The 16,412-nt window shown below is 43.1% G+C and carries 13 protein-coding genes; 1 reads left to right on the forward strand and 12 read right to left on the reverse strand.

Going from position 1 to position 16,412, the window contains the following annotated elements; translation table 11 throughout:
- Positions 1-27: 27 nt before the first annotated feature.
- The 6 genes from mlaD to J3U75_RS03855 all read right to left on the reverse strand — a co-directional run bounded on the left by mlaD (position 28) and on the right by J3U75_RS03855 (position 6,516).
- Positions 28-537 (reverse strand): outer membrane lipid asymmetry maintenance protein MlaD, encoded by a 510-nt coding sequence (gene mlaD / locus J3U75_RS03830; RefSeq protein ID WP_267390610.1) that lies wholly within the window; start codon positions 535-537, stop codon positions 28-30.
- Between the two features lie 24 nt (positions 538-561).
- Positions 562-1,338, reverse strand: a complete 777-nt coding sequence (gene mlaE, locus J3U75_RS03835; protein WP_100157254.1) for a lipid asymmetry maintenance ABC transporter permease subunit MlaE — start codon at positions 1,336-1,338, stop codon at positions 562-564.
- Entirely contained in the window at positions 1,338-2,138 is an 801-nt protein-coding gene (locus tag J3U75_RS03840) for an ABC transporter ATP-binding protein (RefSeq protein ID WP_100157255.1), read from the reverse strand. The genes mlaE and J3U75_RS03840 overlap by 1 nt, the downstream gene beginning before the upstream one ends.
- A 75-nt stretch (positions 2,139-2,213) precedes the next feature.
- Positions 2,214-3,221: a 4-hydroxythreonine-4-phosphate dehydrogenase PdxA gene (gene pdxA, locus J3U75_RS03845; RefSeq protein WP_267390611.1), complete on the reverse strand. Its 1,008-nt coding sequence runs from the start codon at positions 3,219-3,221 to the stop codon at positions 2,214-2,216.
- Between the two features lie 2 nt (positions 3,222-3,223).
- A complete protein-coding gene (locus J3U75_RS03850; protein WP_267390612.1) occupies positions 3,224-4,183 on the reverse strand; it encodes a peptidylprolyl isomerase in 960 nt (319 codons plus the stop codon).
- Complete coding sequence (locus J3U75_RS03855; protein WP_267390613.1) at positions 4,183-6,516, reverse strand: LPS-assembly protein LptD; 2,334 nt, start codon at positions 6,514-6,516, stop codon at positions 4,183-4,185. Before J3U75_RS03855 ends, J3U75_RS03850 begins: the two co-directional genes overlap by 1 nt.
- A gap of 59 nt (positions 6,517-6,575) precedes the next feature.
- Here J3U75_RS03855 and amgK point away from each other — a divergent pair, with 59 nt between their 5' ends.
- Positions 6,576-7,580: an N-acetylmuramate/N-acetylglucosamine kinase AmgK gene (amgK, locus tag J3U75_RS03860; protein WP_267390614.1), complete on the forward strand. Its 1,005-nt coding sequence runs from the start codon at positions 6,576-6,578 to the stop codon at positions 7,578-7,580.
- Positions 7,581-7,633: 53 nt separating this feature from the next.
- On the opposite strand, the gene J3U75_RS03865 is transcribed toward amgK, so the two are convergent.
- The 6 genes from J3U75_RS03865 to ftsZ form a co-directional block, all read right to left on the reverse strand.
- Positions 7,634-8,611, reverse strand: coding sequence for a hypothetical protein (locus tag J3U75_RS03865; protein WP_267390615.1), 978 nt, complete (start codon positions 8,609-8,611; stop codon positions 7,634-7,636).
- Between the two features lie 70 nt (positions 8,612-8,681).
- Positions 8,682-9,443 (reverse strand): class I SAM-dependent methyltransferase, encoded by a 762-nt coding sequence (locus J3U75_RS03870; RefSeq protein WP_267390616.1) that lies wholly within the window; start codon positions 9,441-9,443, stop codon positions 8,682-8,684.
- Positions 9,443-10,915, reverse strand: coding sequence for a sigma-54-dependent transcriptional regulator (locus J3U75_RS03875; RefSeq protein ID WP_267390617.1), 1,473 nt, complete (start codon positions 10,913-10,915; stop codon positions 9,443-9,445). Before J3U75_RS03875 ends, J3U75_RS03870 begins: the two co-directional genes overlap by 1 nt.
- Entirely contained in the window at positions 10,908-12,482 is a 1,575-nt protein-coding gene (locus tag J3U75_RS03880) for an ATP-binding protein (protein ID WP_267390618.1), read from the reverse strand. The genes J3U75_RS03875 and J3U75_RS03880 overlap by 8 nt, the downstream gene beginning before the upstream one ends.
- A 6-nt stretch (positions 12,483-12,488) precedes the next feature.
- The gene (parC, locus tag J3U75_RS03885) at positions 12,489-14,807 is read right to left on the reverse strand and encodes a DNA topoisomerase IV subunit A (protein ID WP_267390620.1); all 2,319 of its coding nucleotides are present in this window, start codon (positions 14,805-14,807) and stop codon (positions 12,489-12,491) included.
- 317 nt (positions 14,808-15,124) lie between these two features.
- Positions 15,125-16,303 carry a cell division protein FtsZ gene (gene ftsZ / locus J3U75_RS03890; protein WP_267390621.1) on the reverse strand — a complete coding sequence of 393 codons (1,179 nt, stop codon included), beginning with the start codon at positions 16,301-16,303 and terminating at the stop codon, positions 15,125-15,127.
- Between the last annotated feature and the right edge of the window lie 109 nt (positions 16,304-16,412).

Consider the following 16,412-nt stretch of genomic DNA (forward strand, 5'->3'; position numbering starts at 1 on the left):
TTATTAGTTTTACAACTTCAATTGCTTTTATTCACTGGCAGCAGTGCTGTCAGCCGTTTTTTTGTGATCATCTTTAGCGTTGCCTTCAGCAAAGTTGGTCATAAATTTCCCAATAAGCTGTTCCAGTACCAAAGCAGAGCTAGTAATGGTAATGGTATCTCCGTCGGCAAGATTATCTGGATCTCCACCCTGCTCCAACCCCACATACTGATCACCGAGTAATCCGGATGTCAGAATTTGCGCAGAAGTATCTGTGCTAAATTGGTACTGTTTATCAATTTTTAAAGTTACTTTTGCCCAATAGGTTTTTGGATCAAGTACTATTTTGTCTACCCGTCCTACCACTACACCAGCAGCTTTAACTGGGGCCTGTGCTTTGAGCCCTCCAATATCACTGAATGATGCAGATAAAGTATAAGTAGGCTGTGAAGAACCGATACCATTTCCGCCTGCTACACGAAAAGATAAAAACAATATTGCCACGATGCCTATTAAGACAAATAGACCAACCAGCATTTCTAGACTGTTTTTTTTCATATCATTATCCTGTTAATCCATATCTTATTTGGTAAACATCAGTGCGGTCAGCATAAAATCCACTGCCAGAATGGTCAGGGAGCTGGATACCACGGTTCGTGTATTGGCACGCAGAATACCTTCTGAAGTAGGTTGTGCATAAAAACCCTGATAAACTGCAATCAGTGTGACGATCACACCAAATACCAGCGATTTAATCAGGCCGTTTACCACATCATAATAGAAATCCAGATTATTCTGCATCTGCCCCCAAAATACACCGTCATCCATACCAAAATATTTTACGCCGATCAGATAAGCACCATAGACACCGGCCACATTAAAGATGGAAGCCAACAAAGGCATGGAGAGCACACCTGCCCAAAACCGTGGTGCCACAACTCTAGCCACTGGATCAATGGCCATAACATTCATGGCTTCAAGCTGCTCTGTTGTTTTCATTAGCCCGATTTCACTGGTCATGGCACCTCCTGCGCTGCTAGCAAATAGAATAGCTGCCAGTACAGGTCCCAGTTCGCGCAGCATAGCAGCAGCCACCATATATCCCAATATATCAGCCGATTTAAATTTCGCCAGCTGTGTATAAGCTTGTAATCCCAGCACCATACCGACAAACAGGCCAGATACGGCAATGATGATAATGGAAAGTACCCCAGAAAAATACATTTGCCTTATCATCAGTCCCGGCCGGCGTAACACTGTTCCGCTGCGCAATAACGCAGCAAACAGAAATAAAGTGGCGCGCCCAAGGTGCTGGACAAAACTGAGGGTTTTTGCACCCAGTTCTTCTATAGCTTTCATCACGCGATGTCTAAATCCTGTTGTAAGGTAGTGGTTGCCGGATAGCGAAATGCCACCGGCCCGTCAGCCTGACCATGTATAAACTGATTTACCCATGGTGAATCCAGTTCACGCATTTGGTGTGGTGAACCGGAAAAAATAATTTCCCCATGTGCCAGAAAAACCACATGGCTGGCTATATCCAGTGATTGCTGTATATCGTGTGTCACCATTACACTCGTGGTTTGCAAAGCTTTGTTTACTTTACTTACCAAGCCTGCTATCACACCCAGCGAAATTGGATCCAGACCGGTAAATGGCTCATCATATAGCAATAAGGCCGGATCAAGTGCAATAGTGCGTGCTAGTGCCACTCGGCGGGACATACCGCCGGAAAGTTCGGACGGCATTAATTTTTCTACGCCACGCAAACCTACCGCATTCAGCTTCATGATTACCAGATCATGAATCATGCTTTCTGGTAAATCAGTGTGTTCGCGCATCGGAAAAGCCACATTATCGAAAACCGACAAATCTGTAAACAGCGCACCAAACTGAAACAGAACACCCATATTGCGGCGATGATGATACAACTCTTCGCGGCTGAATTTAGCAATATCGCGGCCATTAATCAGCACCTGTCCCTGCTGCGCGGTAATCTGACCAGTAATCAAGCGTAGCAAGGTGGTCTTACCGCTACCAGAACTGCCCATGATTGCGGTAAAACTGCCTTGCTCCAGCTTAAAATTTATGTTTTTAAGAATGGGTCGATCGCCATAGGCAAAAACCACATCCTTCATTTCAATAAACGGCGTAGCCATATCAGTATTTTCCATGCCGTACGTTAATCTGATTTTATGATGTCTGCCCGTATTTATCAATTACGGGTAAGTGCATTATTCGAACTTACTTCTGTGACACATTTCAATCGCACTGCTGACCGCCGCAAATAAACTGCTGCTGCTGGCTTTCCCCGTCCCGGCAAGGTCCAGAGCAGTACCATGATCTACTGAAGTACGTATAAATGGTAATCCCAGAGTGATATTCACTCCTTCGCCAAAACTGGCATATTTTAATACAGGCAGTCCCTGATCATGATACATAGCCAAAACCGCGTCTGCTTCTTTAAGCATAAATGGCTGAAATAGTGTATCTGCTGGAAAAGGGCCGCTGACTTGCATATTTTGCTGTTGCAACTTCTTAATCACAGGAGTGATAATAGTATTTTCTTCATGTCCCAAATGTCCGTTTTCTCCGGCATGCGGATTGAGTCCGGCAACAAGAATGCGTGGCTGTGACAGACCAAATTTATGCTGTAAGTCACGATGCAGGATAATAAGAACTTCTGTCAATAATTCAGCCGTCAGCGCATCAGCTACTTTTCGCAATGGTAAATGAGTTGTAGCCAGAGCTACTTTCAAACCGCCTCCAGCCAGCATCATAACCACTAAGGGCGTATCACTTTTTGCTGCCAAATATTCGGTATGTCCACTGAAAGGTATACCGCTATCATTGATGATACCTTTGTGTACAGGTGCAGTGACCATGGCCGCAAATTCACCCTGTTCAATACCTGCATATGCTCTATTTAGCAACTGCAAAACATAATCTGCATTGTGAACATCCAATAAACCGGCCTGCACTGGTACTTGTACGGGAATATGACAAACTTCCAGCATTCCTTTTATCGGCTGAGTATCTCGCTGATAAGACTGAATAAAAATATGTTTACCCAATAATGCAGCCCGCTGCTCCAACAGCCGTTTATCACCCAGAACCACAATGCGTACCGGCAAATCAGCGCCAGCCAGATCCAAACAGATATCCGGACCAATTCCTGAAGGCTCGCCACTGGTAATGGCAATCACAGGCTGCTGATGAGAAAAATTCACCCCTCTCACCATTTTCAGTCCTGAGGTCGAACATTGATATATGCCTGATCCTCCAATTGCTTCAGGAAATTCTGTAATAATAGTTCTCGTTTTTCCTGCACCAGCACTGCACGCATGCCATTACGCTGACGTTCTGCTGGAGTGTCATTGCTTCTGACATCAATCAATCGAATTACATGCCATCCGAATTGAGTACGAACTGGCATCGATATCTGTCCCGGCTGTAAAGATTTAACAGCCGCCTCAAACGGCGGGACAGTTTCACCATCTATAATCCATCCCAAATCACCACCATTTTGAGCACTGCCATCTTGAGAATACTGGCGAGCTAACTGTTCAAACGATGCACCAGAACGTGCCTGCTGGGCAATCTGCTCAATCAGTTTGCGAGTAATATCATTATCATTTTTCAAAAGAATATGTTGCACATGATAAGAATATGCTGTGATAGGAGGTGGTAAAGGACGACCATCCTGCTGAGCACGGGCAATGGCATCATCAATTTCAGCATCACTTACCTGACTTTTACCCATCACTTCACTCTGCTCTATTTTTTGAGCTAAAAGATTTTCAGTCATGGTGCGTCGCAGTTGATTTTCACTGATACCTTCTTTGGCAATACGCTGAATTAGCTCTTTAGCCGTCATATGGCGCTGAGCGGCAAATTGTTCAATTGCTTCATTTACATCGGCATTACTCAAACGAATATTGGCACGTTTGGCCGCTTGTACCAATAAATCTTTGCGTATCAATTGTGCCAGTGCCTGCTGCTCTAAATCAGCTGCACTAACTGATTTGCCTTTAGGCAGTTGTGAACGCATCTGATTAGTCACCAAATCCAGCTCTTGCTTAGTTATTACATCATCATTGACGACAGCAACAATGTTATCAACCGGTTTGATATCTAGTGCCAGTGCAGAAGGAATGGCCACGGCCATTATGCTTGTTGCCAACCATTTATGTATGCGCTTCATTAATGTTTTACCTCGTAAGTATTGCTGTAACCGGGAATTTGTGAACCAAGCTGGCTAAGAGGACCATTACCCACTCCGGTCAGGTCTCGCAACTGTAATTGAAATAATACGGCGGTTTTACGTTTTTTATAGTCATCTGTATAGCGTGCACCGACTAGGCCCGCACTCCAGCAGTGGCAAGGACTCTGATATTCCAGACCAATGGTCTGATTAAGGGTGACACTGTGAGCAAAATCATAATTTTGACGCGCAACAAGATAATAATTGCGGCTTACCGGCCACTGGACTCCTACATCAATAGAACGCATTTTGCCATAAACATCATCATAGAGATTTTCATCACGACCATATTTGTAACGAACACTAATGGTTTTACCAGGTTTTGGCGTGTAGCGGATGCCAAAATTATAACTTTCAGATGTTTTCAGATCCTGATTGTAATGCCATTTGGATTCAGCAGTAATGTGATTACTCAGAGCCGCACGACCAAAAGCCACCATGTCTGAGCGTTTGCGTTCTTTGTTTTTCGGAGTGTTTTCATTCAGTTTAACATTATCATCCTGAAAATAAAAACGCTGGCCAATACCGGCCGCAAATCGTTCAATGCCAGTAGTACTATCATATACACGTGATTGCAATGCAGTAGTCAGAAAATTAGCCGCATTGATTCTATCCTGACCGGAATACCGGTTTTCACGGAACAACTGATCATAAGTAAAACTGTTTTCAGCTGTATCAAATAAGGGCATATCTTCTTGATTGCGTCGTGGTATATATGTATAGAACAAGCGTGGTTCCAGTGTCTGAATAAACCCTTTATGCATGTTTTTAGTTTTCCACAACCGCTCAAACGTCATACCTGAATCTACGCTGAGCAAAGGAACTGCACGATCCATGCTGCGTTTATCCTGATTATTCTGTTTGCTCATATCGTAATGTGTGGCATGGAAACTCAGCTTAGGCCGTACATATCCCCATGTGGTAGAGTAATCAGCGGTCAAAGATGGAAATAATACCAGCCGCGTACCATTCGGATATTTATTCAGCCAATCTTTATGACCCGTTTCTTTGCCTTCAAATCGGGTAGCTTCTGCATATACATTTACGGCGTAATGGTTGCCAAAGTAACGGTTCCATGTGGCAGACAGGCGTGGCAGGCGTGAATAAGGTTGATCTTTATAGCCACTGGTAGAAGCCAATGTCTGATATTTTTGCACCATCAGGTTACCGTCAAATGTACCACCCCATATATCTTGATGATAATTTAGCCAAGCCTGTCGGTTCAGATTTACACTACCACTATCACCGCTCCAGAAATCTCGGCGGTAATCATCATCAGAAACCTGATGATAATCAATGCCACCGCTTAAGCCTTTTGCTAGCTGTTGTGTGTGGGTGAAATCTACTTCAGCACGATTTTTGTGGCTACTCTTCTGGTCACTGGGTACCCAGTCAGCACTAAGCTGTCCCTGATATTTCGGTTGTAGATAGCGAAAATCACCTCCGAGTTGGATGCCGCGGCTACTGATTAAATGGGGTCGGATAGTAGCATCATAATTCGGAGCCAGATTCAGATAATAGGGGGTCATCAGCTCAAAACCATCAGAACCGCCCTTAATGGTTGGAGCAAGAAAACCGCTCTTACGGCTGCCATTTAGTGGAAAATCAATCCATGGTGTATAGAATAGAGGCACTCCGCCAAAAACCAGTGTTGCATTACGAGCCACACCAACGTTTTTATCGTAATCCAAATCAATACTACCGGAACGAATATACCAGCTGTCATCACCTGGATTACAGGTATTGAACTTGGCACTTTGCAAACGATAGCGATTTTTACCGCCCATCTGTATTTCGTCACCAACGCCTTGTAGACGACGGTTGTCCTTTTCCATTTCAAAGCGGCCGGCATCACCCACTCCGGTACTTTTAGCCATGTCATAAGTTACATGCTCGCCGCTGACGCGGCTTTCACCATTATCCAGTGTAAAATGGTCTCCAGCTTTGATAATCTGGCTTTGCTGATCATAATCAGCCCAGTCTGAGTTCAGGGTGACATCATTACGTTCAATAATCACATTGCCTTTGGCATGCACTTGCACTTGTGATTGTCCATTGACGTCATCAGCCACAACCCGCGTTACGTCTGTACCCGGATTGGATTCACCACTGCTTTGCACAGGTTTGACAAAGTGTTTCGGACGCTGAGGTGCGGTACAGACATTACCCTCACCCATAGAAAGAGGAGAAGCAGCCAAAGCTAGTGCTGGAAAAGCACAAAACACAGTTGTTAAGGCCAATGCCAATGGTTTGGGGGAAAATATGTAGGACAAAGTATCACCTAAACGGCTTTGCCAGTTAAAATAGTGTTTATTTTAACCTGAAAAATGCCATGCAACGAGAATCCGAACTAAAAAAATGGTTACATACATGTTATCCGCAACAGGATTTTGTTCTTAGCTTTGCTGCTGCTGATGCTGATTTCCGCCGTTATTTCCGAGCTGTTTTCAAGGATAACCACAGTGTAATCTGTATGGATGCGCCACCTGATAAAATGAGCATTCAGCCTTATATCAAGGTCCAGCACCTTTTTCAGGCCATAAATGTACCCAAAATCTATCATGCAGACGCGCAAAAAGGATTTATGGCATTGGAGGATTTCGGCCATACGCCCTATCTGGCAGCACTATTGCAAGATAAACGTCCAGAAGTGCATAAAATACTATTACTGGAAGCAGTTGATGAGTTAATTACCCTGCAAAAGGCTAGTCTACCAGATCAACTACCAATATATGATGAAACGGTCATGACACGAGAAATGCAACTGTTTCCAGAATGGTATGTACAAAAAGAACTTGGCTTATCTCTGACTGAAAAACAGAAACATCTGTGGCAACAGGCTGTATCTGCCGTTTTACCGGTCATTCTGGCTCAACCACAGGTTTATGTACACCGTGACTACATTGTACGTAATATTATGCTTACTCGTGGCCGCCCCGGTATTCTGGATTTTCAGGATGCATTATACGGTCCAATTACTTATGATTTAGTCTCGTTGCTTCGCGATGCTTTTATTGAATGGGATGAAGAATTTGTACTGGACATCGTTATTCGATACTGGGAGAAGGCTCGGGCTGCCGGACTACCGGTTCATAATGATTTTGACCATTTCTACCGTGATTTTGAATTGATGGGCGTGCAGCGTCATCTGAAAGTAGCCGGTATTTTTGCCCGATTGTATTATCGTGATGGTAAAGACAAATACCGTAGTGAAATTCATCGCTTCCTAAAATATTTACGTAAGACTAGCCGACGTTATCATGAATTGCGCCCATTATTACAATTAATCACTGAATTGATCGGAGCTGAAGAAATTCAGACCGGCTATACTTTCTGAAAATATTTTGCAATAATCAAGCAAGCTGCTAAATGATTAGCAGCTTTTATTAATTATTCAATGGGTATTTGTAACAAAAACTTTAGTCTCTGCCAAAACCCCATATTCAAATAATGATTTAAACGGGTATTCAAACTCCATTCTCTTTGCTGCATATTACTCATCATTTGATACAAATTAGACACATTGGCTTGCAATTTTTCATATTCCTGATTCAGCTGTACATATTGATCAAATAGCTGAATATTATTCAGATGTTTTAACTGTTCTAGTTCAAGTAAAGTCTGTTCATATAAAATTTCAAGATTGTTTATTTCATTTTGATGATATTTTTTTGATACAGGATCCGAACGGATTTTGCCATACACTTTTTTTGCAAATATTTGTTTCAGCGCATAGTAATATTTTTTAACTTCATCAACTGTAAAATTTATTTCTCCACAAAATTCTGTATCAAGTTTTAGTTTTTTTGAGATGCTGACTTCGATAATGGGAATATGATTTTTCTCAAATGATTTTATTTTTTTCTGATAACAGGGATTAGTAAAAACTACTTCAATCGCCAGACATCCATTCCATTTATCGTATAATTCACAGTCTTCACTAAAATAACCGACTAAATCCGGATAATATTTTTCTTCATTTTTATCAAAATGTTGAAATTTCAGGCATGGTTCAACTAGGAATTTTGAAAAACTAAAATGATAATTATCATTATCAATTGTGAAGTTTATTTCAGACATTTCCTGCAAAACCAACATTGCTGTTGAATGATATATTGATTCTTGCTTGTTCTTATCAACTTCATCCGATTGATATCTGAAAAATCCATATTCTGTTGGTATTAATTCCTGCCGGTTGATTTCATCAAATTCGGTTGAATAAAACTTGAGTCCTGAATAGGCTTCAGGGTGTTGCTGTTTTAATTTCAGCACATCCCAGATATAAAAGATTTCAAGCTTTTCCAATTGCTTGTTGTAAACAAATTTCTCATGTTCATCTTTGGCGTAGGCCCATATTTTTCTGGCCATTTAATATTCTCCCCTATGCTACAAATTGCTATATTAGTGACTCTTTTCTAAAAAATGCTGCCTAAATAAATTATAATGGAATATACCCATCAAAACGCGTGGTTTTGCCTAAATACTGAAAAGCTGGCTGTTTTTCTGCCAAAAATCTACCATTAGCTGGCCGTTTCACAATCACTCGTTTACAAGCAAGTTGTTGTGCTGCCAGTAATAAATCCATGTCGTTATTCTCATCAGCGGTTCCCAGCAGCTCATGGAAATAAGCCATTTCCTTTTTTACCGCCGCTGATTTCTGCTTCTGGGGATACATTGGATCCAGATATATCACATCTGGCAAGGAATCCGTTTTTTGCATTGCCGCTTTACAAGTAATACTGCCATATTTCAAATCAATCCGCTGTGCTATCTGAGCTGTATGATGATCTGCTAGTGCTCTTTGCAAACCGTCTGCCAACAAAGCATAGACATAAGGATTGCGTTCAAATACCACCACCTTTAATCCCATAGAAGCTATTACAAACGCATCCCGACCCAGCCCACCAGTAGCATCCCAGACCAGCGGCTGAGTTTTAGCCTGTACGGCACGAGCCAGCAGCTCACCACCACCAAACAGGCGCCGGTGCCTAGCTGTTCCCTGCACGAAATCCACACGTACAACACCCTTATTTCCGGCTTTAGCCAGAGCAAGGCCGTAATCATCATAATATAAGTACAAACCATGCTCAGGTGGCTGCGGCTGATAGTGCAGTTTTTCTGTCTCTAATAGATTTTGCAGAGGCATGCACAACTTACTCAGGTTTACAATCTGCCCAGTTAAAACCATTGCTTGTATCATTAGGCAATACCCAATCGTTCCATCCGATAACGCATTGATCTAAAGCTGATTCCCAATAGTTTTGCCGCTTGTGTACGGTTATAACGGGTTTGTGCCAGCGCCTGCTGCAGAATATGACGTTCTACATCGTCGAGATAGTCCTGAATCTGGGTGTGACCAAACTGAAAATCTGTCCTTGCGGGATTTTCCCCGGCAGAATTACGGACACTATCTACTGATAAATTACGCTGATTATCAAATGAGAGACTTTGAATCTGTAAATCATCAACTTCGATAATATGATTTTTTGATAAAGCAATTGCTCGTTCTAATATATTTTCCAGCTCGCGGAAATTGCCGGGATAGCTATATTGCAATAAAGCTTGCTCAGCTGCCGGGCTCAGGGTCATGGTTTCATCACGTAGAATACGTTGCAACAAAACCTGAATCAGTTCTGGTAAATCATCACGTAATTCACGTAAGGGGGGCATGGTTATAGAAACCACATTTAGACGGTAAAACAAATCCTGCCGAAATTGTCCCGATTCTACCAAAGCATTCAGGTCTTTATGAGTAGCACAGATAAGACGGACATCAACCTGCTTTTCTTCCATTTCACCAATCCGGCGAACAGCTCGTTCCTGAATGGCACGCAAAAGCTTTACCTGCATGGATAATGGCAAATCAGCCACTTCATCCAAAAATAATGTTCCACCGTCTGCATGCTGAAAAAATCCTGCTCTGTCACTGTCTGCGCCGGTAAAACTCCCTTTTTTATAACCAAAAAACTCACTTTCCATCAATGCTTCAGGAATCGCCCCGCAATTGACTGCAACAAATGCTTTATCTTTACGAGCTGATTGTTCATGAATACTGCGTGCTGCTTGCTCTTTTCCACTACCGGATTCCCCAGCAATATAGACGGGTACATTGGATTTAGCCAGTTTGCTTATTAATTGTCGCACTTCAGCAATTAAAGGGGAGTGACCAAGCAGTCGCTCTTGAGCAGCACTTTGGTTCCCTCTACCGGGCTCAGAAACATTCTGGGATTTCACTTCAGTTTGTTTAGTGGTTGTAGCTGCTTTAGTGATGGTGTCGGTATCAGAGCTATGGTTGATTGTCAGCACAGATTTAACTAATGTGCGTAGTTGTGCCAGAGTAATGGGTTTTTGCAGATAATCAAAAGCACCATTTTTTAGTGCCTGCACTGCTTGCACTGCATTACCGTAAGCAGTAATCACAGCAATCGGAATATCCAGATTGTGTTCGGTTATATAATCTACAATTTCCAGACCAGATCCGTCTGGCATGCGCATATCAGTAAGTACCAAAGAGAAAGCATGATTACGTAATGCTTTTTTGGCTTCAGCCACTCCGGCAGCGGTCTGGACAGATAAACCCATTTTTATCAGGGTTAATTCCATTAAATCACGAATATCAGCTTCATCATCTATTACCAGCACTGGCTTTTTTAATTCTACCTGACTATTCATCAACCATCCTTGGCAAAGTCAATTCAAATCCATTTAATTGCGGACTGTAATTTAACTGTCCGTGATTGGCTAAAGCCAGTTCACGCGCCACATACAGCCCCAGCCCCGTACCACTGGGCTCAGTAGTAAAAAATGGCTCAAATAGATGTAACTGATTCTCTGCACTCACACCCGCACCATTATCTATCACTATAATTGAAATTTTCTGCTGCAATTCTTTGCGCATGACAACCCGAATAGCCTCTTTATTCTGCCGGCTGTGTCGCCAAGCATTATTCATTAGATTCCACATTATCTGTTGCAAATGTATTGAGTCACAACTGACTACCAAAGGTTCACTGTCGGCTTCAAGCTGAATACAATGCAAAGCCTGAGGTTTAATCAGTATGAATTCCTGTACAAACGCAGACCAGAAAACGCGCAAATCAATAACCTGCCTGTTTTTTTTATCACGTTTATTTAAGACGCCGATGTCTTCAAGCATTTTATCAATTCGACTGATATTATTGTCCACAATATGAAACAGTTTCAGCCGTGCCGGATCGTTTTCTTCCTCCTGCAATAGTTCATTGGCCTGACGTACAGCGGACATCGGATTGCGTATTTCATGCGCCAGATTAGCGGTTAATTGCCCTAGAGATGCCAGTTTAAGAGCCATAGCCTCCTGATCTATTTCAGTACGGGCACGCATAGACAACATCAATAAAGGCGTATTGGCCTCCTGTAGCAGTCGCGCATGTACCCGCATCGGCAAACCATTGAGAGTACAGTTGATTTCAAATATATTTTTCTGCTCTGTGTGCCAGTAATGCATAATCTGACGAAAAATAACTGTGCGAGTATCCACTACCAGCGTAGGAAAATATTTCTGTGCTTTACGGTTAATTAACCATATCATGCCACTTTCATCTAATACCACTACCCCTTCCTGCACATAATTAAAAGCACGATCCAGCAGGTGGCGATAACTGTCGAGCATCTTTGATTGCTGATATTGTAGATTTTGCGAGCGGGCTAGTGAAGTGGCCACATAAGCGGTCAGCCCAGCCACAAGGTAAACAGCTGCAATCAGCATGAACGCGATGGTACAAATCCGCATACTGATATTTTCAAAACCATTACGGCTAATTTGCAACCAAGTAATGATCACAATCAGTAAGGTGACATATCCTGCATATATTAGCGGATAACGACCACGGCTAAACAAGCAAGCGGCAGCCACAAATGGCAACAACAAAATACCAAAGCCGCTGTCCACACCACCAGCCATACTCATCAGCCATGCAATCATGGTGATGTCTACAGCCGCATTAACATTGGGTAGAGCGTCCGGCTGATTTTGCCAACGCGGTACCAGCATCGAAAACAAAATCAGAAAACCGTAAAGTGCCGCCCAGCTGTAGAGCTCAGGTTTATTGAATATTGGTACGCTTAGTCCCGGTTCATCCATGTTTCGGGTCAGAACGTAAAAAGTCATGATGGAAAACAACAGGCTCATGCGGGCAATATTAAGTAAGGCAGAAAGCCTGTCCAGATATTGCGGCCAGCCATGAATACGGGTTTTCATACCGGCTTAATTTCCATTATTCAAAGTACCGTATATAGCCAGAATTGTGCCCGAAACGTTTAATTCTTTACCTTTGTGTCCTCTCCTGTTACTTATATCCTGTACACGCAGTGTTTCCTGATGACGGCCACCTCGTTTACCTTGAGTTTCCAACGTAAATTCTGGTGAGTCTGACAGCACAATGAAATTTAATGTCTCATCAGACGGCAAACTCATGATTTGCAGACCGCGCCCTTTAGCCATCACCTTAAGTTCAAGTAAAGGAAAAGCAAGCAGACGGTTAGCACTGGAAACAGCAATCAGCTCGGTTTGGCTACCGGCAGACAAGGATTTGGCCGGCACTGGCAGAGGTGGCAATAATGTTTCATTATCATTAACCGTCATCACCACTTTGCCGTTTTTAGTACGGCTAACCAAATCTTTGAAGGCAATCACAAAACCATAGCCACCACTGTTGGCCAAAAGGTAATGCTGCTGAGGTAAGGCAGTGAGCATTGCGACGATTGTGGCTCCTTGATCAAGCTCAACTAGCGAACCGGCCGGCACGCCATCACCGCGACCACCAGGAATGCTGGCTGCATCAACGCTGTAGGCACGTCCGTGCGAGTCCAGCAGGATAACCGGCCATACCGTACGACCTTCCACGGCCTGCATTAGTCCATCGCCCTCTTTAAAGGTGGTCTGGCTCAAATCCAAATTATGCCCAACCCGCGTTTTCAGCCAGCCTTTCTTCGATAATACCAGCGTAACCGGCTCATCAGCTGTCATCTGAGTAAGTGTAGCGCGCTCTGCCGGCTGAATCAGAGTGCGGCGGTTATCGCCATAAAGTTTGGTATCAACCTCAATTTCCTTAATTACTAAATTTTTCTTGGCAATTTCATTTTCAAGTAACGAAACTAATTGCTCACGCTCCTGCTGCAGTTTATTCAATTCTGTTTCTAGTTTAATCCATTCCAATCTGGCCAACTGACGCAAACGAATTTCCAGAATATCATCCGCCTGTATCTCACTTAAGCCGAATGCCGATATCAATTCTTGTTTTGGTTCATCTGATTCACGGATAACGCGAATAACTTCATCTATATGCAGAAATACATTCTGCCTGCCTTGCAAAATATGAATACGTTTCTCTACCTGCTCTAACCGATACTGTAAACGTCGTGTAACAGTCAGAATACGAAAATCAAGCCACTCACGCAGAATCTGAACAAGGTTCTTTTGCGCAGGTTTATTATCCTGCCCCATCATTACCAGATTAATCGCTACATTTCCCTCAAGACTGGTTTGAGCCAGTAATGTATTCATGAATTCATCCGGCTGAATGCGACTGGATTTCGGTTCGAATACCAGCCGCACCGGAGCCTGTCCATCTGATTCATCTCGCACCCTTTCCAGCAGCGAAAGCATCAGTGTGCGCGTATTCATTTGCTCCTGAGTCAGATTTTTTTTACCGGTTTTAGGTTTAGGATTAGTCTGTTCTTCTATCTCTGCCAAAATTTTTTGCGCAGACGTACCCGGAGGTAGCTCGGTTACTATTGCCCGCCAGTGTCCACGCGCCAGCTTTTCTATTTCGTACCGTGCCCGTACTCGAATACTGCCTTTACCCTGAGCATAAATAACCTGAATATCCTCCGGTGAAGTAATAATCTGCCCGCCGCCAGCGAAATCAGGGCCAGGTAGATGCTGCATTAAAGCTGCAGTATCTAAAGTAGGTTGTTTTAATAATGCTATAGCTGCCGCGCTAACTTCACGTAGATTATGTGAAGGAATTTCTGTGGCCAGACCAACTGCAATACCAGAAGCGCCATTCAACAAAATCATCGGCAGTCGAGCTGGCAAAACTGTAGGTTCAACAAAGGCACCATCATAATTGGGAATGAAATCCACCGTACCCATGTCGATTTCGGACAGCAGCAATTCAGCAATCGGAGTTAAACGTGCTTCTGTATAACGCATGGCTGCAGCACTATCGCCATCGCGTGATCCGAAATTACCGATACCGTCAATCAATGGATAGCGTAAAGTAAAATCCTGAGCCATGCGTACCATCGCATCATAGGCAGATGCATCACCATGCGGATGATATTTACCCAGAATTTCACCCACTACGCGCGCCGATTTCACTGGCTTGGAGCCATGTACCAAGCCCATATCTTTCATGGCATACAGAATGCGCCGCTGTACCGGTTTTTGACCGTCTGCCACATCCGGCAATGCCCGACCTTTCACCACACTCATAGCATAGGCTAGATAAGCACGTTCAGCATACTGCCCTAAAAGGAGATAATCTTCACCGTGGTCTGATTGTTGGATTACGTCACTCATATTATTCTGACTTTACTAATTTTTATCTGAAACAGATTAATTTAGCTATCTATTGTAAGGGATTTCAGGTTTCCAGCCCAACCTACACATTTCTGACTATATAATTTAAAACTCTTGAATTTCCTTACAAATAAATTATTGCTTTGTTTCGTAGTTTTAGATCACACCCTACAAATTATGTCTGCGATCAAAAACATTTTCGCAATAAATTTTTTCGGTTTATTTAGCTAGAATCAAAAATAGCGTTTCTTTGAATTCAAGAAAACAAAAAGCCGTCCAGAATTTCATTCTGGACAGCTTTAATATTTTTATAAATATTAATCTGCCTGTCGACGAATCACAGCCGGAATTTCAAAATCATCCAGAACGGACTGATTAGAAAAATCAGCAGCAGCCAGATTCATACTACGTGCACTGCGGCCAGAGCGTACAACGCTACCAATATCCGGATAGGCATCTTCGGTACCAGTAGCCTGTACCGTTTGCAAAACACGCAGATTGCTTTGCTGCTGATGATGCAAAACTTTCTGTTCTTGTAATCCAGTAGCAATAATGGTAACGCGTATTTCGCCTTCTTCCATGCTGGCATCTTCAGAAGTGCCATATTTCAACGCAGCTTCGTCATGAGCATATTCATCAATCATGCTCATGATTTCTTTATATTCTGACATTTTCAGACAACCTGGAGCAGTAGTAATGTTTACCAGCACTCCCTGCGCACCATCCAGTGTCACGTCATCAAGCAGCGGGCTGGCAATAGCCTGCTCAGTAGCAATACGGGCACGATCAACACCATGAGCACTGCCTGAACCCATCATTGCCATACCCATGATGCTCATAACGTTTTTCACATCAGCAAAGTCAAGATTGATGATACCCGGATTGGTAATAACCTCAGCAATACCAGCCACCGCATTGCGTAATACATTATCTGCGGCACGGAACGCTTCACGCATGCTGACATCTTCGCCCAATGCTGACATCAGTTTATCATTCGGAATCACAATCAGGGAATCAACGGTATTTTTCAGAATTTCTATGCCGTTGTTCGCCACCTGAATACGCTTACCTTCATATTCAAACGGGCGGGTCACCACTGCAACGGTCAGAATACCCATTTCCTTGGCCAGCTCAGCCACAACAGGTGCTGCGCCTGTACCAGTACCGCCACCCATACCAGTAGTGATAAACAACATGTTGGCACCGCGGATAGCATCTGACAATGCTTCACGGTCTTCCATGGCTGCATTACGACCAATTTCTGGATCAGCGCCAGCTCCGAGACCCCGGGTTAGATTGTTACCCAGTTGAATGCGTTTTGAGGCTTTACTGTTTTGTAAAGACTGTGCGTCAGTATTAGCACTGATAAACTCAATACCGGCAACCGCATTTTCAACCATATTGTTAATAGCATTACAGCCACCACCGCCAATACCAATGACTTTGATAACGGCAGCACCGACTACTGTCTCCACAACATCATATACCAATTGCATTTATGTCTCCTGACAAAACATGCGCATAATCATTTTAAACCCTTGTATAACTATCATTATATCGACAGTTATACACAATGCGCAAAAGTTCTGTCATTTATTGTGTTGG

This window comes from Snodgrassella sp. B3088 (assembly GCF_026535815.1).
Taxonomy (GTDB): domain Bacteria; phylum Pseudomonadota; class Gammaproteobacteria; order Burkholderiales; family Neisseriaceae; genus Snodgrassella; species Snodgrassella alvi_E.